This window comes from Dokdonella aquatica, from assembly GCF_051987395.1.
Classification (GTDB): Bacteria; Pseudomonadota; Gammaproteobacteria; order Xanthomonadales; family Rhodanobacteraceae; genus Dokdonella.
The window spans coordinates 4,445,895-4,466,651 of sequence record NZ_CP197094.1; the positions used below are offsets into that span (position 1 = coordinate 4,445,895).

The window sequence follows — 20,757 nt, forward strand, 5'->3', positions numbered from 1 at the left end:
CGGATCATCACCCGCGCTTCTTCCGCAGAGTGACGGGAAGCGGCATCCCCTGCCCGGACCCGTGTCCGGCCTCAGTGCGTTGCAGGCGCACCATCCAGCAGCTCGTCGCGTTCGATCATCGTGCAGATCGTGCGCACGTCGCCGTCCATCGCGCGGTCGCGCGCCATGAACGCGATGCGCTCACGGATGCGCGCATGCGCCGCGCGCACGGCGCCGCCGGCGTGGAAATCCTCCGACGCGGCGAGCGCCTGCATGAGCGCGCGCACCTCGGCTTCGAACGCCGCGGTGTCGCCTCCTGCCACGGGACCGCCCGACACCTTCGCCGCGAGCGCCTGCCAGTCGCCGCGTGCGGCGAGGCGACGCGCCGCGTTGAGCATGTCCTGACGATACTCGAGCGCCTGTGCGGCCGTGTACAGCTCGAGCGCGAGCACGTGGCCGAGGTCCTCTGTCATGTCGAGCACATGGCGGGCCTCGTTGGTGCCCATCGACACGTGATCCTCGGCATTCGCGCTGGTCGGGATCGAGTACACCGAGGCCGGATGCGCGCGCGTGGCGAGATCGTTCACGAGCGCCGCGGCCGTGTACTGCACGATCATGAAGCCCGAGTCGGTGGCGTCCTCGTTGCCGATCAGGAACGCCGGCAGGCCGTCGTTCGTCGACGGATCCACGAGCTTGGCGAGGCGGCGCTCGGAGATCGAGGCGAGCACGGGCACCGCAGTCTTGACGTAGCTCATCGCGAGCGCGAGCGGCATGCCGTGGAAATGGCCGGCCGAGATGACCTGGTCCTCGATGAAGCGCGGGTTTTCCGCATCGGGGAACACGAGCGGGTTGTCGGTGACCGCATTGAGCTCGATGTCGAATACGCGGCAGGCCTGCGCCCACGCGTCGCGCACGGCGCCGTGCACCTGCGGCATGCAGCGCAGGCAGTAGGCATCCTGCGGCTGGTGCTTCTTGCCGCCCTTGAACGGCAGGAAGCGGTCGTAGAATGCTTCACGGCCATGGCGCTGTGACGGCGGCACGTAGTCCCAGGCGATGTCGAAGCGCTGCGCCTGGTCGGCCGGATCGCTCCATGCCGCCGCAGTCCACGTGCGGAAGCGCGGCACGAGGTGGTACGGGATGTCGACGAGCGTGGAGCCCTCGAGCAGGCCGCGCAGCGACTCGGCCGTCGCGACCTGGCCCGGATGCGGGCGCAGCGCGTGCACCTCGGGACGCAGCGCGCCGCTGCGCCCCGCGAACGCGTCGAGCGTCATCGCCGCGGCGAGATCGGCCGTCGCGAGCAGGCGCTCGATGCGATCGAGCGCGAGCGCGCCGGTCGCGAGCATCTGCGCGGTGCCGTTGTTGAGTGCGAGGCCTTCCTTGAAGGACAGCTTGACCGGCGCGATGCCGGCGCGGCGGATCGCTTCGGCACCGGGCAAGCGCTCATCGCCGAAGAACGCTTCGCCGCCACCGAGCAGCACGATCGCCAGATGCGACAGCGGCGCGAGGTCGCCGCTCGCGCCGACCGAGCCCTTCTCGGGAATCACGGGGATCACGTCGCGATTGAGCAGCTCGGCGAGCGACTGCAGCGTGCCCACACGGATGCCCGAGTGGCCACGCAGCAACGTGTTGACGCGGATCGCGAGCATCGCGCGCACGACCTCGCGCGCAAGCGGCTTGCCGACGCACACGGCGTGCGTGACGACGAGGTTGTGCTGGAGTTCTTCCAGCAGCGTGCCGTCGTGCGATTCCGGATTGCCGCCCGGCAGCTCGTCGCGCGCGCGGTGCGCGCCGAGCAGCTTGTCGGCGTTGCTGCCGAAACCCGTGGTGACGCCGTAGACCGGCTCACCGCAGCTGACCTTGTCGGCGAGGAAATCGGCGGCGCGCTGCACGCGTTCGAGCGCGCCGGCGTCGAGTTCGATCGTCTCCCCGTGGCGCGCGATCGCGACGAGCTGCGCACGCGTCAGCGACACGCCGTCGAGGCGCACGCTCACGGACGCGCTCCCATCACGGCGGCCTGCTCGAGCTCGACGCGCAGCGTGCGCGCGAGGTCGGCCCGCGCGACCTGGAACTGGTCCTCGCGGCGCATGTCCTTGAGCGTGACCGTGCCGTTGGCGATCTCGTCGTCGCCGAGCACGGCGACGAAACGGATGCCGGCGCGATCGGCGTACTTGAACTGCTTGCCGAGCTTGGATGGCTCCATGACGATCTCGGTGTTGATGCCGGCCGCGCGCAGTTCGCCGGCGAGCGCGAGGTACTCGGGCAGCTTCGCTTCGTCCATCTGCGTGACCAGCACCTGCACGGAACTTGTCGCCGTCCCGATCAGCTTGGCCTCGCGCAGCTGCCAGTACAGGCGCGACGCACCGATCGAGATGCCGACGCCCGGCAGCTTCGACTTGGTGTAGTTGCCGGCAAGGTTCTCGTAGCGGCCACCCGAGCAGATCGAGCCGATCTGCGGATGGTCGTTGAGCGTCGTCTCGTAGACGGTGCCGGTGTAGTAGTCGAGGCCGCGCGCGATCGACAGGTTCAGCGCGAAGTGCGTCTCGGGCACGCCGAAGGCCTTGATGAGATCGAGCACCTCGCGCAGTTCGGCGCGGCCCTGCTCGAACGTCTCGCTGCCGCTGCCGAGCGCATCGAGCCTGGCGTGCGCGTCGGCGAGCGAATTCGAACGCACCTGGACGAACGCGAGGATGCGCGCGACGACGTCCGCATCGAGGCCGAAGCCCTCGCCTTCGAGCGTCTGGCGCACGTGGTCCTCGCCGCGCTTGTCGAGCTTGTCGACCTCGCGCAGCACGGCCATCTGGCGTTCGCCGTCGGCGATGCCGAGCCCTTCGAACCAGCCGCGCATGAGGCGACGGTTGTTGAGCTGGATCGTGAACGGGCCGATCGCGAGATCGCGGAACACGGAGTAGATGGTCGCCGGCAGTTCGGCGTCGTAGCGCACCGACAGCGCGTCCTTGCCGATCACGTCGATGTCGCACTGGTAGAACTCGCGGAAACGCCCGCGCTGCGCGCGCTCGCCGCGGTAGACGCGCTGGATCTGGTAGCGACGGAACGGGAAGCTGAGGTCGTGCTCGTGCTCGGCCACGTAGCGTGCGAGCGGCACGGTGAGATCGAAGCGCAGCGCCTGGTCGGGCTTCTCGCCCTGCTCGAGCGCGCCCGTCGACTGCACGAAGTACACTTGGCGCTCGGTCTCGCCGCCCGACTTCGTCAGCAGCACGTCGGCATACTCCATGACCGGCGTCTCGATCGGCAGGAAGCCGAAGCGCTCGAAGTTGCCACGGATCGTGTCGAGCATGCCCTGGAACGCGATCTGGTCGAGCGGCAGCAGTTCGAGCACGCCGGGCGGCGTGCGGGCGGGTGTCAGGGCCATCGGAATCCTCGGCGGAAAGCAGCCGCGGCGCGAGGCCGGGCGCGGCGAAACGGGTCGCGCAGTTTAACAGAACACCCTCATGCGCGATCCGACCGTTGCATGCCGCGCGCGCCGTCGCTATGATGCGCGCCCCGCTCGCTGCGGGGTCTTATCGGGGTGTAGCTCAGTCTGGTAGAGCGCTACGTTCGGGACGTAGAGGTCGCAGGTTCGAATCCTGTCTCCCCGACCAATCTAGTGAAAAACGAAACCCGGCCTTGCGCCGGGTTTCGTTTTTTCGGGGCCGCCGGCAACATCGATTCACGGGTGACATTCCTCCGGAACCGTTCGACTTTTCATCGGTCGCAGTGATCCCGATCATCACGTCGCGCGCCATGTCCATCAGGGAACGCATCGAGACCGCCATCGCCTGGATCGTCTGCGCGTTCTGTGCGCTCGTGTTCGGCATGATCGTGGGCCACGTCATCTTGGAGTGCCTCGGCCTGGCCCCAAACGTTCACTACGACGGCGTCTGGATGTCCGCGGGCAAGCCGGGTACGTGAAGATGCGTTCCAGAGCTCGAGAGCGTTGCAGCGAACCGATGCGACGACGCCTCGCCGTGACGCCGCGATGACATGCGCGACACGACACGAGCGCGCGATCCCTTCACGAAACCTTTCCTTGCGCTCGTCACGGCATGCGCGTAGGGTGGATCGTGCTCCTCCCCTACCCGCGCACGTAAGCCGACGCTCCCTCGTTCGGGGACCGCTTGCCCACTGGGCCGCAATGGCCAGCGCGTTCACCGGTAGCCGCTCAGCATCATGCCGGGTTTCACCGGCCCACCGGATGACCCTCATGACTCCGCGATCCAACGGCATTCCGCCGGAGGAATGTTTCGCGTTCATCGAGGTCGACGAGCTCGGTCCGGATCCTCGCCCCCTTCTCGACGACATCGATCCCTCCCTCGTCATCGCACGCTCGGCGAGTTCGCCCGCCGGCTTCTCGTGGTTCGAACTCGGCGTCAAAGGCCACCCGATCGAGCGCCAGGCCGCGATCGCGGGCGCAGCGCTCCGCGTGCTCAGCGATGCCGCGGCCGGCGGCGCGCTGCTCGATTTCCGCATCATCCGCGGTGCGCATTTCCTGGACATGGCGACGCCGGCAGCCGACGCGACGATCTGACGTCGCGACGTTCGGCGCCGCGCATCAAGACTCGACCGATGTATGCGCGGCGCTCGGGTGCGCGCCATGCGGCGACGTGGTCGTTCCGACACGCCGGCCCGCATGGTCTGCGCGAACGTCCTCGCGCTCGATGGCGAGGACGATCTCCGCGAGAACCTCGTCCGTACGCAGCAGGATGTCGTCGTTCCAGAAACGCATCACCGTGAAGCCCTTGCCGCCGAGCCAGGCATCACGTGCCCCGTCGCGCGTGGATCCCGCATGGCCACCGCCATCGGCTTCCACGATCACGCGCGACGCGAAGTGAACGAAGTCCACGACGTAAGGCCCGATCGGTTGCTGACGCCGGAACTTGGCACCGAGGAAGCGGTGCGCGCGCAGGTGGAACCACAATCGGCGCTCGGCGTCCGTCATGTCCGAACGCAACGCCTTGGCGAACGCACGCTTGTCCATGAGTCCCCTCTCCCCAACCCCTCTCCCGCAAGGGGAGAGGGGCTGCAAGCTTCCATCCGTGGAATGCATCGCGTTGTCGCGGCGGTGCGAACCGCATCAGCTGGGAATGTACTACGCCTTTGTCGGCGCTTGAGGCTTGTTACGACAGCAGCCCTCTCCCCAACCCCTCTCCCGCAAGGGGAGAGGGGCTGCAGGCTTCCATCCGTAGAATGCATCGCGTTGTCGCGGCGGTGCGTACGGCACCCGCTGGAAAAATACTACGCCTTTGTCGACGCTCGAAGCTTGTTACGACAGCGCCCCTCTCCCCAACCCCTCTCCCGCAAGGGGAGAGGGGCTGCAAGCTTTCGTACGTGGAACGTGTCGTGCTGTCGCGGCAGTGCGAACCTCATCAGCCGGAAATGTACTGCGCCTTCGTCGGCGCTCGAGGCTTTTCGCGACAGCCCCCCCTCTCCCCAACCCCTCTCCCGCGAGGGGAGAGGGGCTGCAAGCTTTCATCCGTGAGATGCATCGCGTTATCGCGGCGGTGCGTATCGCACCCGCTGGGAATGTACTGCGCCGTTGTTGGCGCTCGAGCCTTGTCACGACAGTGAGCCCCACCCCTCTCCCACCTGCGGAGAGGGCTGCAAGCAAGCTTCCATCCGTGGAACGCGTTGATCTCTACAGGGGTCGAGCCGGGTCGCGCAGAGAACCATCCACGCAGCCGCCAGCGATGTGCAGACCGTCTTGCTCCCCTCTCCCCTTGCGGGAGAGGGGCCGGGGGAGAGGGGAAGCCTTTCCCGATCCGACAACACTGGATCGCGTGCAGAATGCGCCTTTCCCGCGCTCGGCGATCAGCCGAACAACCCGCCCTGTGGTGACGGATCGAGGGGCCAGCGATCGATCGTCTCGTAGCCGTACGGATCACCGCCGCCGTGGACGAGTTCGAGGTGGTCGAGGGTCCACATCACCGGCGTGATCGACACGGAGCCTTCAAGCGGAGACGGCGCGTCGTAACTCAGCGTGATGTGCGGCGTGTTGCCGACGACGTCGACGAGACCTTCTGCAGCTTCGGCCACGCGCAAAGCATTGAGCAGCTCGGCGAAGCCCTCGGGTTGGCCCTGCGCGAGCAGGGTCCAATGCAGTCGAGGCGACTCGCCGCGGTTCACGACGCGATTCAGGATCATCTTCACCTGCGTCGCCCGCACACGCGCACCGGCACGCTGCATCGCGTCGACCTTGGAGATATGCCACTGCCTGTCCGAGAGCGACTGATGCCAGTTTTCGATCGCGAAGGCCGCATCGCCGAGACGCGCGCGCAAGCCGACCGCATCGAGTGCAGCCGCGATCGCGTCGCGTACGGACTCCGGCGGCCTCGCCACGAACAGCCAGCGCGATCGGCTCACCTTGGCCTTCCTCACGCCGCCTGCGACGACGCGAGGAAGTCCTGTGCGAAGCGCTGCAGCACGCCGCCGGCCGCGTAGATCGAGACTTCCTCGTCCGAGTCCAGGCGACACGTCACCGGCACCTCGACCGTGCTGCCGTCGCGACGATGGATCACGACCGTGAGGTCGCCGCGTGGCGTGCGCGTGCCGACCACGTCGAAGGTCTCGGTGCCATCGATGCCGAGCGTGAGGCGCGTCGTGCCCGGCTTGAACTCGAGCGGCAGCACGCCCATGCCGATGAGGTTGGTGCGGTGGATGCGCTCGAAGCCCTCGGCGACGATCGCCTCGACGCCGGCGAGGCGCACGCCCTTCGCCGCCCAGTCGCGCGAGCTGCCCTGGCCGTAGTCGGCACCGGCGATGATGATGAGCGGCTGCTTGCGGTCCATGTAGGTCTCGATCGCCTCCCACATGCGCATGACCGTGCCCTCGGGCTCGAGGCGCGCGAGCGAGCCGGCCTTCACCTTGCCGTCCACCACGACCATCTCGTTGACGAGCTTCGGGTTCGCGAACGTCGCCCGCTGCGCGGTGAGGTGGTCGCCGCGGTGCGTGGCGTACGAATTGAAGTCCTCTTCGGGTACGCCCATCTTCGCGAGGTACTCGCCGGCCGCGCTGTCGAGCATGATCGCGTTCGACGGCGACAGATGATCGGTCGTGATGTTGTCGGGCAACACCGCGAGCGCGCGCATGCCGCGCAGCGTGCGTTCGCCGGCGAGCGCGCCTTCCCAGTACGGCGGACGGCGGATGTAGGTGCTCATCGGGCGCCAGTCGTAGAGCGGGCTCACGCGCTCGCCGCTGTCGACGGCGATGCGGAACATCGGCTCGTAGACCTTGCGGAAATGCTCGGGCTTGACGCTCGCACGCACGACCGCGTCGATCTCGGCGTCGCTCGGCCAGATGTCCTTGAGCGTGACCGGATTCCCGTCGGCGTCGACGCCGAGCGCATCCTTCTCGATGTCGAAGCGCACCGTGCCCGCGATCGCGTAGGCGATCACGAGCGGCGGCGAGGCGAGGAAGGCCTGCTTCGCGTACGGATGGATGCGGCCGTCGAAGTTGCGGTTGCCGCTCAGCACGGCGGTCGCGTAGAGGTCGCGATCGATGATCTCCTGCTGGATCACCGGATCGAGCGCGCCACTCATGCCGTTGCACGTCGTGCACGCGAACGCGACGATGCCGAAACCGAGCTTCTCGAGTTCGGGCAGCAGGCCGGCTTCCTCGAGGTAGAGCTGCACGGCCTTCGAACCCGGCGCGAGCGAACTCTTGACCCACGGCTTGCGCACGAGGCCCTTCGCGTTCGCGTTGCGCGCGAGCAGGGCCGCGGCGATGACGTTGCGCGGGTTGGAGGTGTTCGTGCAGCTCGTGATCGCGGCGATGATGACGGCGCCGTCGGGCATCAGGCCCTGCGCCTCTTCGCCCCTGCCCGCCTCGAGCTTGGCCTCGTCGGCGATGCCGCGCTCGGCCAGCGCCGAGGTCGGCAGGCGCTTGTGCGGGTTCGACGGCCCGGCCATGTTGCGCACGACCGTGGACAGATCGAACTGCAGCGTGCGCCCGTACTCGGCCGTGGCGAGATCATCCGCCCACAGGCCAGCCGTCCTCGCGTAGGTCTCGACCAGCGCGACCTGCTCGTCGCTGCGGCCGGTCAGGCGCAGATAGTCGAGCGTGTTGCCGTCGATGAAGAACATCGCCGCTGTCGCGCCGTACTCGGGCGCCATGTTCGAGATCGTCGCGCGGTCGCCGATCGTGAGCGCGGCGGCACCCTCGCCACGGAACTCGAGGTAGGCACCGACGACCTTCTGCTGGCGCAGGAACTCGGTCAGCGCGAGCACGACGTCGGTCGCGGTGATGCCGGGCGCAGGACGGCCCGTGAGCTCGACGCCGACGATGTCCGGAAGGCGCATCCACGACGCGCGGCCGAGCATGACGTTCTCGGCCTCGAGACCGCCGACGCCGATCGCGATGACGCCGAGCGCATCGACGTGCGGCGTGTGGCTGTCGGTGCCGACGCAGGTGTCGGGGAACGCGACACCGTCCTGCACGTAGACCACGGGCGACATCTTCTCGAGGTTGATCTGATGCATGATCCCGTTGCCCGGCGGGATCACGTCGACGTTGCGGAACGCGAGCTTCGTCCAGTCGATGAAGTGGAAGCGGTCCTCGTTGCGGCGATCCTCGATCGCGCGGTTCTTCGCGAACGCCTGCGGATCCGCACCGCCGCACTCGACCGCGAGCGAATGGTCGACGATGAGCTGCACCGGCACGACCGGGTTCACCTGCGCCGGGTCGCCGCCCATGTCGGCGATCGCGTCGCGCAGGCCGGCGAGATCCACGAGCGCGGTCTGGCCGAGGATGTCGTGGCAGACCACGCGCACCGGAAACCACGGGAAATCGAGGTCGCGTCGACGCTCGACGAGCTGCCCGAGGTAATCGCTAAGGCGCGCGGGATCGGCGCGCCGCACGAGGTTCTCGGCATGCACGCGCGCCGTGTACGGCAGCGTCGCCCAGGCACCGGGACGGATCGCATCGACGGCTTCACGCGCGTCGAACCAGTCGAGGGAAGTACCGGGAAGCGGCTTGCGGTGCTGGCTGTTCATGGCTGGCCTGGTGCAATGGGTGGAAATCGGGGCACGACGCCCGCTTGCCCTTCTCCCGCCGGGAGAAGGTGGCCCGAAGGGCCGGATGAGGGTGCGGGCATGTGACGAGGCATGCAGACGTCGTCACTTCACCGGACCCTCTCCCCAACCCCTCTCCCGGAGGGAGAGGGGCTCAGGAGCCCCTTCCCCCTCGCGGAGAGGGAAGGACACGACTCACGTGCGCTGGCCGATCGGCACGAACGTGAGGTCTTCCGGACCGGTGTAGTTCGCGCTCGGGCGGATGATCTTGCCGTCGATGCGCTGCTCGATCACGTGCGCGCTCCAGCCCGACGTGCGCGCGATCACGAACAGCGGCGTGAACATCGCGGTCGGCACGCCCATCATGTGGTAGCTCACCGCGCTGAACCAGTCGAGGTTCGGGAACATCTTCTTGATGTCCCACATCACCGACTCGAGGCGCTCGGCGATGTCGTACATCTTGCGGCTGCCCTGCTCGTCCGAGAGCTCCTTCGCGACCTGCTTGATGACCTTGTTGCGCGGATCGCCGACCGTGTAGACCGGATGGCCGAAGCCGATCACGACTTCCTTGCGCTCGACGCGCGCCTTGATGTCGGCCTCGGCCTCGTCGGGCGTGTCGTAGCGCTTCTGCACCTCGAACGCGACCTCGTTGGCGCCGCCGTGCTTCGGGCCGCGCAGCGCGCCGATGCCGCCGGCGATGCAGCTGTGCATGTCGCTGCCGGTGCCGGCGATGACGCGGCAGGTGAACGTCGAGGCGTTGAATTCGTGCTCGGCGTAGAGGATCAGCGAGGTATGCATCGCGCGCACCCACGAGTCGCGCGGCTTCTCGCCGTGCAGCAGGTGCAGGAAATGCCCGCCGATCGAGTCGTCGTCGGTCTCGACGTCCATGCGCTTGCCGTTGTGGCTGAAGTGGTACCAGTACAGCAGCATCGAGCCGAGCGAGGCCATGAGCTTGTCGGCGATGTCGCGCGCGCCGGGATGGTTGTGGTCGTCCTTCTCCGGCGACACGCAGCCGAGCACCGACACGGCCGTGCGCATGACGTCCATCGGATGCGCCGACGGCGGCAGCTGCTCGAGCGCGGACTTGACCGCGGCCGGCACGCCGCGCAGCGACTTGAGCTTGGCCTTGTAGCCGGCGAGCTCGGCGCTGGTCGGCAGCTTGCCGTGCACGAGCAGGTAGGCGATCTCCTCGAACTCGCAGGCATTGGCGACATCGAGGATGTCGTAGCCGCGGTAGTGCAGGTCGTTGCCGCTGCGGCCGACCGTGCACAGCGCGGTGTTGCCCGCGGCCGTGCCGCTCAGCGCGACGGACTTCTTGGGCTTGAACGGGATGGCGGCTTCGCTCACGGCGTGTCTCCTTGTTTCTTCGCGGCGAACAGCGCGTCGAGGCGCTGCTCGAAATCGTGGTAGCCGATGCGCTCGTAGAGTTCCTCGCGCGTCTGCATCGTGTCGACGACGTTCTTCTGGTGGCCGTCGCGGCGGATCGCCTCGTAGACGTTCTCGGCGGCCTTGTTCATCGCGCGGAACGCCGACAGCGGATAGAGCTGGATCGCGACGCCGACCGAGGCGAGCTCGTCGCGCGTGAACAGCGGGGTCTTGCCGAACTCGGTGATGTTGGCGAGCACCGGCACCTTCACGGCGTCTACGAAGCACTTGTAGGTCGGCAGGTCGTAGGCGGCCTCGGCGAAGATGCCGTCGGCACCGGCCTCGACGCAGGCGACGGCGCGCTCGATCGCGGCGTCGACGCCGTCGACCTGGATCGCGTCGGTGCGCGCGATCAGGAAGAACGCCGGATCGGTCTTCGCATCGGCGGCCGCCTTGACGCGGTCGACCATCTCGCCCTGCGAAACGATCTCCTTGCCCGGGCGATGGCCGCAGCGCTTGGCGCCGACCTGGTCCTCGATGTGGCACGCGGCGGCGCCGGCCTTGATCAGCGATTGCACCGTGCGCGCGATGTTGAACGCGCTCGGGCCGAAGCCCGTGTCGATGTCGACCATGAGCGGCAGGTCGCAGACGTCGGTGATGCGGCGCACGTCGATGAGCACGTCCTCGAGCGTGTTGATGCCGAGGTCCGGCAGGCCGAGCGAGCCGGCGGCGACGCCGCCGCCCGACAGGTAGATCGCGCGGTAGCCGGCGCGTCGCGCGAGCAGGGCGTGGTTGGCGTTGATCGCGCCGATCACCTGCAGCGGCGATTCTTCGGCGAGGGCGGCGCGGAAGCGCGCGCCGGCGGAAAGCGATGGGGTCATGGACGGTTCCCGGGAGCGATGGCGGGGCGGGACCATGGCGCGGCGTTCGATGCCGTGGTCGGGCCGGTACGGAACACCGCCCAATCTGGCACCATCGCTCGCATTGATCAATCTTGATCGTGTCGATCAATGTATCCAGACGACAGCGACTACATCCCCGCCCACGAAGCCACCGCGCGCCTCGGCATCAGCACGGCCACGCTGTATGCCTACGTGAGCCGCGGCCTCGTCGAATCGCGTCCCGGCGAGGACCACCGCAGCCGCCTCTACCGCCTGCGCGACGTCGAGCGCCTCGCCGCGCGCAAGCGCGCAGGACGCGGTGCGGCGCGCGGTGCCGCGCAAAGCCTCGATCGCGGCCTGCCCGTCATGGAAACGGCGATCTCGCTGATCCGCCCCGAAGGCCCGTACTACCGCGGCCGCTCGGCGATCGCGCTCGCGCGTGACGGCGCCAGCCTAGAGGACGCCGCGCGCCTGCTCTGGGAATGCGGCGACCACGATCCGTTCGCGACGCCACCGCCGGCCTGGCCCGCCACGGCCGTCGACCTCGCGACGAACCTCGCCTTGCCGCCGCTCGAACGCGCGCTCGCGACGATGCCGCTGCTCGCCCTCGGCTCGCCGCAGTCGCTGCACGCCGGCGCCGCGGTGCGACGCGGCACGGCCGCCCTGCTGCTGCGCCAGAACGCGGCATTGCTCGCCGGCACCGCACCGAGCGCCGAGCCCGTGCACGCGCTGCTCGCGCATCGCTGGAGACCCGGCGACGCGGCCTTCGCCGATCTGCTGCGTCGCGCGCTCGTGCTGTGCGCCGATCACGAGCTCAACGTGTCGGCGTTCGCCGCACGCGTCGTCGCCTCGACCGGCGCGCACCTGCACGCGACCGTCTGCGCAGGCCTGTCGGCACTCACGGGACCGCGCCACGGCGGCGCGACCGCGCGTGCCCTCGCCTTCCTGCGCGAAGCCCACCAGGCCGACGATCTCGCCGCCTGGGTCGGCGAACGTTGGCGCCGCGGCGACGACCTGCCCGGCTTCGGCCATGCGCTGTATCCGGACGGCGATCCGCGCGGCGCGGCCGTGCTCGCGGCTCTACGCGCACTGCCGACGCCACCGCCGCGCCTCGACGCGACGCTGCGCGTCATCGACGAAGTCGAAGCCGCGAGCGGCCAGCGCCCGAACATCGACCTCATGCTCGCCGCGATCGTCGAACACCACGGCCTCGACGCACCGGCCGCCCTCGCCTTGTTCGCCGCCGGCCGCGTCGCCGGCTGGCTCGCGCATGCGCTCGAACAACAGACGCAAGGTGGCCTGATCCGGCCGCGCGCGCGCTACATCGGTGCAGAGCCGGCGGGTTGAGGGCACGGTGTCACGCGCGCCATCGCGCGGCGCGTGTCGCGCGATCCGAGCATGTTTCCACTTGAGTAGGGCGGATGGGGACCGGCGGAACCCGCGCAGCGGATTCGGACGTGCGTCGACGACACGACGACGATCTCATCGAATGCACGTCATGGCATGGGCGTGGAACCTGGCATCGCATCGTCGGCACGGAACCCATACGTCGACAGTCCGTTGCCCCCTCTCACCGAGGTCGACTGGCTCTCCGCGCACGCCCGCCACCGCGGCACCCGCTCAAAGGACACGTCGCCCCGGCGCAGGCCGGGGCCCAGCGCCTTCCCGCGTGAAGCGTGGCGTCCCCCATCCGCGCGACGTCGCATACAAAGACCCACACCCCGCTTTTCGCTTTCAAGCGCACCGTCACATCGAAAGGCACTGGGCCCCGGCCTGCGCCGGGGCGACGAGATGCTTGGTTGCGGGCGGGATGCCATCGTCCATGACGTCACTCCGCACGGCGAATCGCCGTACTCCCCAGCATCCGTAACGCTGCGCTCGACGTGGAGCGCATCGAGCGCACGGCATGCTCGACATCCACAGCGGAACCCGCACCGCGAGTTCCGCCGTGGATCACCTCACGCCCAGCTTCCATCCACCGACCGCGAAAGATCGGCATAGGCATCACGCTCCTGCTTGAGCGACGCGAGGCGCGTGTCGAGGATCTCGAGTGCATCGCTGCCGGCCGAGAAACGTAGCGGCGGCGCCTTCTCGGCGGCGAGCTGCAGGAACGCCTCGGCCAGGCGCACCGGATCGCCGGCCTGCTGGTGGCTGCGATCCTCGAAGAAGCCGCGCAGCTCGGCCGACAAGGCCGCGTAGTCGTCCACCGACGTCGTCGCGAAGCGCACCGAGCGCGCATCGAGGAAGTCGGTGCGGATGTAGCCGGGGCCGACGATCGTGACGTGGATGCCGAAGCCCTTCACTTCGTCGGCGAGCGAGATCGAGAAGCCCTCGACCGCGAACTTCGTCGAACAGTACAGGCTGCCCGACGCCGCGCCCGAGATACCGCCGACCGACGACACGTTGAACACGTGGCCGCGACGCTGCGCACGCATCACCGGCAGCACCGCGCGCGTCACCGCGAACAGGCCGAACACGTTGGTCTCGAACTGCGCGCGCACGTCGTCCTCGGTCGATTCCTCGAACAGGCCGAGGTAGCCGTAACCCGCGTTGTTGACGAGCACGTCGATGCCGCCGAAACGTGCCTGCGTCGCGGCGACCGCGGCTGCGATCTGTGAGCTGTCGGTCACGTCGAGGTCGAGCGCGAGCAAGCCTTCGTGCGTGCCGAGCGCGGCGACGATGTCGGCATGGCGGCGCGAGGTCGCCGCGACACGATGGCCGGCGGCCAGCGCGGCGCGCGCGAGTTCGAGGCCGATGCCGCGGCTCGCGCCGGTGATGAACCAGGTTTGGGAAGTCATGGGGAACGTCCTGCTCGTGGGGGGCGTGCAGGTTCGTCCTCCGGCGCCCCGGGGCGTGAGCCCGTTCGTGGCCGAAGCTTGCCTGATCCTGTCAACGCGGCCGGCCACGCGCCCCGCGCCTGCTATCGTCGCAGCATGGCGACGACGACTCTCCCTGCCCTGCTGCCGCTGCGCGACCTGCTGCTGCACCACGCGCGCGACGGCAGCCATGCCACCGCGATCCCCGGCGTGGACCTGCACCGCTCGTCGGTGCAGACCACGCCGCTGCCGATCGTCTACGAGCCGATGCTGTGCGTGATCGTGCAGGGCCGAAAGCGCCTCGTGCTCGGCGACCACGTATGCCATTACGACGCCGCGAACTACCTCGTCGTGTCGCTCGACCTGCCCGTCGTCGGCGCGATCGTCGACGCCACGCAGGCCTCGCCCTACCTCGCGCTGTCGCTGCGCCTGGACCGCACCGAACTCGCCTCGCTGCTGATGCAGGTCGAACCGAAACCTGCCGCGCCGCTGCGCGCCGGCCTCGACATCGCCGCGATGTCGACCGACCTCGCCGACGCCTGCCTGCGCCTCGCGCGCCTGCTCGAATCGCCACACGACATCGCGATCGTCGCGCCGCTCGTGCGCCGCGAGATCCTCTACCGCCTGCTCACCGGCCCGTACGGCCCGACTTTGCAGCAGATCGCCCGCGGCGAAGGCCGCATCGGCCAGGTCCAGCAGGCGATCGCGTGGATCCGCACGCACTACGACCAGCCGCTGCGCATCGACGACCTCGCCGCACACGTCGCGCTGAGCCCCTCGTCGCTGCACCGCCATTTCAAGACCGCCACGCGCCAGAGCCCGCTGCAGTACCAGAAGCAGGTGCGCCTGCAGGCCGCCCGCGAACGCCTCATGGCCGAACCCGCCGACGCCGCCGCGGTCGCCTATGCGGTCGGCTACGAAAGCGCCTCGCAGTTCAGCCGCGAATTCAAGCGCTTGTTCGGGCAGCCGCCGGCGGAGGCGGCACGCAGGTGGCGAGAGCAGGCGGTGGTGGCGTAGCTAGTGCGGTACCGCACAACGACCCGGAGCCCGCATCAAGACTGACACCGTCGTAACTACTACCCGGTAGAAGGAAGCCGTTGAGCGCAGATCGCTGGAAGTGACTCCTGCCCTGTGTCAACTTTGGACGTCCGAGTGCCGCCTAGACATCAGATATCCATTGCGCGCACGACTTGCAAAGCAACAAGAAATTGTGCAGAAATTTAGCTAGAGAAGAAACTGTCTTATCGCCACACTCGGTCGCACTCGATGGCAAGCCGTCATGATCTTCCGTAAGTTGGAATACATAAGAATCACACCTCAATAGAGGGCGGGCGATGAACAAAGCAAATGAAAAAGACCACCTGGAAAGATCAGTAAGGAAAGCCAAGCTCAACACCGACGCCTTAACAAGTATCCGGTCTTGGGTTGCTGAGCAGCTCGCGGCGCACGAGTATGCCAAGCTTGAACAAGGAGGACATACTAACACCCAGATCCCGCTTAGGAGCGTGTTCATCGATCTACCAATATCCGAAAGTCCGGCTGCTCAAGAGCATCGAGGAAGCCGGCGACCGTTTCTCGATGGCCTACTTAAATCTAAGCCGGTCAAGTTAGCTCGAAGGATTGAAAGCCTCGCCATGGGGCGCGTTCTCCAATCGGGAGCGGGCGATGAAGCCTCGAAAAACTCACAGGAATCGCTTGGCATATCCAAGGGAACTAACGATGCCATTTTGCTTATCGGTGGACCTGGCCAAGGAAAATCAACTTTAGGACAGCTAGCCTGCCAACTTCATAGATCCATCTTGATCAGGCCATTCTTGAATGAGCTCCCGACGTCCACGCAAGAAATAGTTAAATCATTCACGAATCGTCGACAGTCGAAAAACCTGCAATCAGGCGATGAGACGACCTTTCTACCCAAGTCCCCGTTGATCCCCATTCAGGTATCACTGCCAGAGCTCGCAGTATGGCTTGGTACACAGGCCCAACCCAGAGAATCAAATATACCAAGCATTATTAATTTTGTAACAAGTACACCCAGCGCCAAGCAGAATGGCGTTACTGCTGAGATGCTAGCAGAACTGATATCGCACTCACCTTCCATTATCGTACTTGACGGTTTAGACGAAGTAGGCGCCGCTGAAGACAGAGAGAGAATCGTCGAATCTTCACGCAGAATGTTCGCGTATCTCGCGAGCAGAAACGCCAGCGCTCAGATTTTGGCTACAACAAGACCACAAGGCTATTCTGAAGAGTTATCACAAGTAGGCCTAAACTTCACCAAGTTTTATTTATCTCCTTTAAACAAGTTAGAGGCGATTTCGTATGCAGAGAAACTTATTGCTGCAAAAATGCAGGGGGCCGATCAGAGGCAGAAGGCGGTTGACTGAATAAAGGAAGCGGCTAACGAGCCTGCGACTGAGAGGCTTTTGAGTACGCCGCTTCAAGTGACGATTCTCACGGCTCTAGTGCAGCAGCTAGGCAGAGCTCCTAAAGAGCGATGGAATCTCTTTTCTAGATACTTTGCTTACACATACGACCGAGAAATTGAAAGAAACACGTTCGCCTCGGCTCTACTAGCCGACCACAGAACGCACATCGAAAGAATACATGCTAGAACTGGACTTTTACTTCAAGTTGAAGCTGAAAGAGCTGGTGGTGCATCGTCTCGCATGTCTCGAGAGCAGCTCGAGTTCGTAATTGATTCCGTTCTCCAAGAAGATGAAGTTGCTTCTTCTGATAGGATAGAACTTGTTAAAGATATTGCATTAGCGGCTGAGAACCGACTTGTTTTCTTAGTCGAGCCAGAACCAGGAAAATTCGGCTTTGAGATAAGATCTCTCCAAGAATTTATGGCTGCTTGGGCACTTAGCTCTGGTCGCGATAGCGAGATTGAAGCGCGCATGAAGCAAGTTGCGGACGCGCCGATGTTCAGAAACGTACTCTTGTTCATGGCTAGCAAATTTTTCGGAGAAGGCTCTCCGCTTCGTGACGTTTATTCAGAGCAAATATGCGGGAATACCAAGGAGAACGACATCGCTTGGGATCTCACTCGCGCCGGCTCTCTCTTGTCGCTGGAGACGCTTGAAGAAGGAGCAGCACTATCACAGCCCAAACGCGGCCGAATGCTCATGTCCGTGGCGGTTGATTTATTGCAGCTTCCGCCAGGTCCAGAGCATCGCAGACTTGGCCGAGTCGCAGACAAAGCTACATCAGAAGTACTAAGCGATAGGATACTCAACCTAAAGAGTGAGAGGGTAGAAGGAATTATCGACCAAAGCTCAGCCTGGGTTGCTCTAGTCAGTGCTTCCGACAAGAACGATGACTGGGCTCAAAAATGCGGAAACTTGCTATGGCCGCCAAGAGACGGATACCCTTCTCTATTTGAGGCGTTGGCGTTGTCTGAGTCTCCTCTGAGCGGATGGCTTTCAGATAAAGTAACTCAATCTTCGGATCAAATAGATCCGGCCCTTTTCTGCGGGAAAATAAAAGCAAGCTCCGACACTAACCCATCAAGTAGCTGGGCAGCTTGGCTGATGGATTTTTATGGGCGAAAAGAATACTGGCCTTACAGTAGTCGCTTTAGTATCTTCAGTATTAGTCCACTGAGAACCAACCAAGTTTCCGTCACGGAACCATCCAGCATAGAACCCGAATCAGCCAAATGGCAAGCCTGGATAACTGCCGCACGTTATGAAAACAACCCGAGTGTTGAGACACTTTGTACTGCTTTGGAGTTCCTAGCTCCAATTTTCTCGCTCGGCTCATGGGATCAGCTCCAAGAGATGTCTTCTTGGCCCCTTAAAGCATGCCTAGTTACTGCGGAAAGCGGTGACGATCTCATCAATTTTGCGAACCAATTGAGGTCGGGAGAGTTGGGCGATGAGAAGGCCTGGAAGAGTGCAGAGGACGCCTGGGCTTCAGGCCACATTTCATTCAACGGCTTTATCGAGGGGATTGACCCAACGACGCCGTGGTCGGCTAGCACTGTTGATCAACTTCCTCCGTTTTCACTAATTCCCGCATGGATCTATTTAGACATCGACTCTTGGCGATCAAGTAGGATTGCCCGCAAGCCCTTGCTGAACAAGATAATTCTTGCGTTCGATGAGTGTCGTAACAAGAAGATCAAGTCGACTCTCGCAACCATCTGCCTCGTATTATGGAAATTGACGCGGTCGAAGAATGAGCACGTTGAATCAAGACTCCTCGAATGGATCGAGTTGTCACCTTGGGCAGCATCCTTACTTATACCTCGACCACAAACTTTGGATCACTCCAGGTGGATTGAACTCTTAAATAAATGTCAGGTCGACAGCAGCACTTGGATCGATAATATCGATTCCGGAATCACCTCCTTTGTTGAGGCCGCTAGCCATCCTTTGGTCGTGCGCAAAGTCTCTGAGCGAATAATAGGCCATCTCGGGCATAAAATTGAGGACATCATTGGTATCGATAGAGTTGATAAACTATCGCGAGCTATTCATCAGAATATATCAGCAGAACCGGACGTGGAAGTTAATCAGCTTATTCTGCTGGTCGCGCTAGGCAAAGCGTCGGATGTCCACATCGATAGAATCGTAATAATAATCAGTACTCTGACGACCATGAGGGATTATTACGTGCGATACTTACTTCTTGCACTTGATGGTTACACCGGGTCGACTTCAAAAGTGCTGAAGACTCTAAATTGGATAATCCAGCACTACAAAGACAACCGCGATATCGTAATACTTGCGATTTCGCGCCTTAGAGCTTTACTTCAGAAGCGCGCATCCGACTTAAACGAGCATGCGAATTGGAACAGGCTTGGCCTTCCTTTGCCACAGCCGTCCTCGTCGGCTACCGATAACATAAAGAACGCATTTCCATTGAACTCGATTGCGGTCTCATCGGTTAGCCTAAAAAATATTTGTGGAATTCAGAACCTTACTCTTAATTTTGAAGTTCCAGACATTGATAAAGGGCAATGGATACTACTACTTGGTCCAAATGGAGTGGGAAAGACAACTCTACTTAGAAGTTTCGCTCTTGCGCTGCGTAGCATTCGCTTCCCTGGCATTTGGCCGAGAGGGGCTTTTTCCAATCAATGGAAGCATATATCTTTACTTGCGAAGCAGGAAACTCAAGAATCATCTATCTTAGTTTCCCTGTCCGATGGTACAGAGCATAAAACCACAATCAGGGCTGGTGGATCTATCGGTTTTTCACAGTCTCCCGAGCAGATTGAGCCGAGGCTTTTTCCTCTGTTTGCGTATGGGTGTCGGAGAGGATCTGCTCTTGGAGGTGCTTCTCGTCAAGTGAATCTCGAAGATGATGATGGGCCAGAGATAGCTACCTTGTTTGATGATGGTGCAGACTTAATACAGGCCGAGACTTGGCTTGTTTCGCTCGAAGGTGATTCGCTAAAGAACGATAGAAGCAGACTAATATTTCGGCATGTTACTGAGTCACTTAAAAAGCTACTAAATGTACAAGAAATTGAAATTATAGATCAAAAACTTTGGGTTTCTGATTACTCCGGCCCAAGACTCCCGTTTGGTTCGCTTAGTGATGGCTATTTATCTAGCGCAGGATGGTTCTTGGATATCATTGCGCGATGGCTTAACTTGGCTGATAGGTCAGACCACGTAATTAGCGAGGATTTCATTAGCCAAATACGGGGACTTGTTCTAATAGACGAGATCGATCTCCATCTTCACCCTCGATGGCAGGTTGAGATTGTGGAACGGACAAGAGAAATCCTGCCGAGAATGTCGTTCATAGCGACTACACATAACCCCTTAACCTTAGTCGGCGCTGATGCAAATGAGATTTGGATGCTCACGAAGCAAGATAGTCATGTAAAGGGCTCGCAGGGACTTGACACTCCAGCGCTACTTTCAGGTGGTCAGCTTTACAGGAGATATTTCGGAATCGAAGATATATACCCAAAAAAGGTAGGTCAGAAGCTCAAGCGTTATGCTTTTCTTTCCGGTTACGCCCAACGCAATAGTTCTGAAGAACAAGAATTGGATGACTTAAAGAAGGAGCTTTCCGAGAGTGGAGTTGATCCAGGCTGGGAAGTTGTTCCTAGATCAGTTTAAAGAAACCCTCATTTTCTACTAGGGATAATTGACTGTGATAAACATTACGAGAGGCACGGAGCCCCCGATGTTGACTCAAGTCCGCAACGATAGGCTTCCAATTCTACGTGCACTGGGGCGCGCACCTACGTCCAAAGACATCCTAGGATACAATGTTGTCGCGAATGAACTATGGCAACAGCAGCATTACAAGTGCTGTTATTGCGAAATTAAAATCAAGAGGCAATTCAACGATGTTGAACACTATAGGCCGAAGATAAGATGCAACCGATCGCCGGGATGCAATTTAACTCATGGTTACTGGTGGCTTGCCTATAGCTGGGACAATCTCCTTTTTGCATGTCCAACGTGTAATCGATCTGAGAAAAACGATTTATTCCCGTTAGCTGCTGGTAGCCGCTCACTGCAGCCAGAAGATCCCAATCCTGGGCATGAAGTACCGCTATTACTAGATCCGAGCGGACAGATAAATCCCGTTGAGCATATTGTATTCGCTCCAGTTATGTATGGCCAATCAAAGCCAGTAAGGTCTTGGCGCGCCTACCCTCGCAACGGAAGCGAGTTGGGAAAGGCCACAATTGAAGTATGCGGCCTTAACAATCAAGACCTTCTCGAGCTCAGAGAAGATCAT

Annotated in this window: 14 protein-coding genes and 1 tRNA gene; 7 read left to right on the forward strand and 8 right to left on the reverse strand. The window is 62.9% G+C overall.

Annotation, left to right across the window (positions count from 1 at the left end; all coding sequences use genetic code 11):
• Window positions 1–71 precede the first annotated feature (71 nt).
• Both ACQQ2N_RS19790 and hisS read right to left on the reverse strand, forming a co-directional pair.
• On the reverse strand, window positions 72–1,970 hold the full coding sequence (locus ACQQ2N_RS19790; RefSeq protein ID WP_440223296.1) for an HAL/PAL/TAL family ammonia-lyase: 1,899 nt from the start codon (window positions 1,968–1,970) through the stop codon (window positions 72–74).
• Window positions 1,967–3,349 carry a histidine--tRNA ligase gene (hisS, locus tag ACQQ2N_RS19795; RefSeq protein WP_440223297.1) on the reverse strand — a complete coding sequence of 461 codons (1,383 nt, stop codon included), beginning with the start codon at window positions 3,347–3,349 and terminating at the stop codon, window positions 1,967–1,969. Before hisS ends, ACQQ2N_RS19790 begins: the two co-directional genes overlap by 4 nt.
• A 152-nt stretch (window positions 3,350–3,501) precedes the next feature.
• On the opposite strand from hisS, the gene ACQQ2N_RS19800 reads away from it, so the two are divergent.
• The 3 genes from ACQQ2N_RS19800 to ACQQ2N_RS19810 all read left to right on the forward strand — a co-directional run bounded on the left by ACQQ2N_RS19800 (window position 3,502) and on the right by ACQQ2N_RS19810 (window position 4,504).
• Window positions 3,502–3,578: transfer RNA gene (locus ACQQ2N_RS19800), tRNA-Pro, on the forward strand.
• A gap of 25 nt (window positions 3,579–3,603) precedes the next feature.
• Window positions 3,604–3,888 (forward strand): hypothetical protein, encoded by a 285-nt coding sequence (locus ACQQ2N_RS19805; RefSeq protein WP_440223298.1) that lies wholly within the window; start codon window positions 3,604–3,606, stop codon window positions 3,886–3,888.
• A 292-nt stretch (window positions 3,889–4,180) separates the two neighbouring features.
• Complete coding sequence (locus tag ACQQ2N_RS19810) at window positions 4,181–4,504, forward strand: hypothetical protein (protein WP_440223299.1); 324 nt, start codon at window positions 4,181–4,183, stop codon at window positions 4,502–4,504.
• A gap of 24 nt (window positions 4,505–4,528) precedes the next feature.
• Here the strand turns inward: ACQQ2N_RS19810 and ACQQ2N_RS19815 are convergent, their stop codons facing one another.
• The 5 genes from ACQQ2N_RS19815 to prpB all read right to left on the reverse strand — a co-directional run bounded on the left by ACQQ2N_RS19815 (window position 4,529) and on the right by prpB (window position 11,227).
• Entirely contained in the window at window positions 4,529–4,954 is a 426-nt protein-coding gene (locus ACQQ2N_RS19815) for an endonuclease domain-containing protein (protein ID WP_440223300.1), read from the reverse strand.
• Between the two features lie 830 nt (window positions 4,955–5,784).
• Window positions 5,785–6,336 (reverse strand): 2'-5' RNA ligase family protein, encoded by a 552-nt coding sequence (locus ACQQ2N_RS19820; protein WP_440223301.1) that lies wholly within the window; start codon window positions 6,334–6,336, stop codon window positions 5,785–5,787.
• An 11-nt stretch (window positions 6,337–6,347) separates the two neighbouring features.
• Window positions 6,348–8,963 (reverse strand): Fe/S-dependent 2-methylisocitrate dehydratase AcnD, encoded by a 2,616-nt coding sequence (gene acnD / locus ACQQ2N_RS19825; RefSeq protein ID WP_440223303.1) that lies wholly within the window; start codon window positions 8,961–8,963, stop codon window positions 6,348–6,350.
• A 213-nt stretch (window positions 8,964–9,176) separates the two neighbouring features.
• Window positions 9,177–10,328, reverse strand: coding sequence for a bifunctional 2-methylcitrate synthase/citrate synthase (gene prpC, locus ACQQ2N_RS19830; protein WP_440223304.1), 1,152 nt, complete (start codon window positions 10,326–10,328; stop codon window positions 9,177–9,179).
• Window positions 10,325–11,227 (reverse strand): methylisocitrate lyase, encoded by a 903-nt coding sequence (gene prpB / locus ACQQ2N_RS19835; protein ID WP_440223305.1) that lies wholly within the window; start codon window positions 11,225–11,227, stop codon window positions 10,325–10,327. The genes prpC and prpB overlap by 4 nt, the downstream gene beginning before the upstream one ends.
• A gap of 129 nt (window positions 11,228–11,356) precedes the next feature.
• Here prpB and ACQQ2N_RS19840 point away from each other — a divergent pair, with 129 nt between their 5' ends.
• A complete protein-coding gene (locus ACQQ2N_RS19840) occupies window positions 11,357–12,574 on the forward strand; it encodes a citrate synthase (protein WP_440223306.1) in 1,218 nt (405 codons plus the stop codon).
• A 611-nt stretch (window positions 12,575–13,185) separates the two neighbouring features.
• Here ACQQ2N_RS19840 and ACQQ2N_RS19845 read toward each other — a convergent pair.
• Window positions 13,186–14,025 (reverse strand): oxidoreductase, encoded by an 840-nt coding sequence (locus tag ACQQ2N_RS19845; protein ID WP_440223307.1) that lies wholly within the window; start codon window positions 14,023–14,025, stop codon window positions 13,186–13,188.
• Between the two features lie 135 nt (window positions 14,026–14,160).
• On the opposite strand from ACQQ2N_RS19845, the gene ACQQ2N_RS19850 reads away from it, so the two are divergent.
• From ACQQ2N_RS19850 to ACQQ2N_RS19860, 3 genes are all read left to right on the forward strand, one after another.
• Window positions 14,161–15,060 carry an AraC family transcriptional regulator N-terminal domain-containing protein gene (locus ACQQ2N_RS19850; RefSeq protein WP_440223308.1) on the forward strand — a complete coding sequence of 300 codons (900 nt, stop codon included), beginning with the start codon at window positions 14,161–14,163 and terminating at the stop codon, window positions 15,058–15,060.
• A gap of 317 nt (window positions 15,061–15,377) precedes the next feature.
• Window positions 15,378–16,430 (forward strand): NACHT domain-containing protein, encoded by a 1,053-nt coding sequence (locus ACQQ2N_RS19855; protein WP_440223309.1) that lies wholly within the window; start codon window positions 15,378–15,380, stop codon window positions 16,428–16,430.
• Between the two features lie 39 nt (window positions 16,431–16,469).
• Entirely contained in the window at window positions 16,470–20,126 is a 3,657-nt protein-coding gene (locus tag ACQQ2N_RS19860; RefSeq protein WP_440223310.1) for an AAA family ATPase, read from the forward strand.
• The last annotated feature ends 631 nt before the right edge of the window (window positions 20,127–20,757 follow it).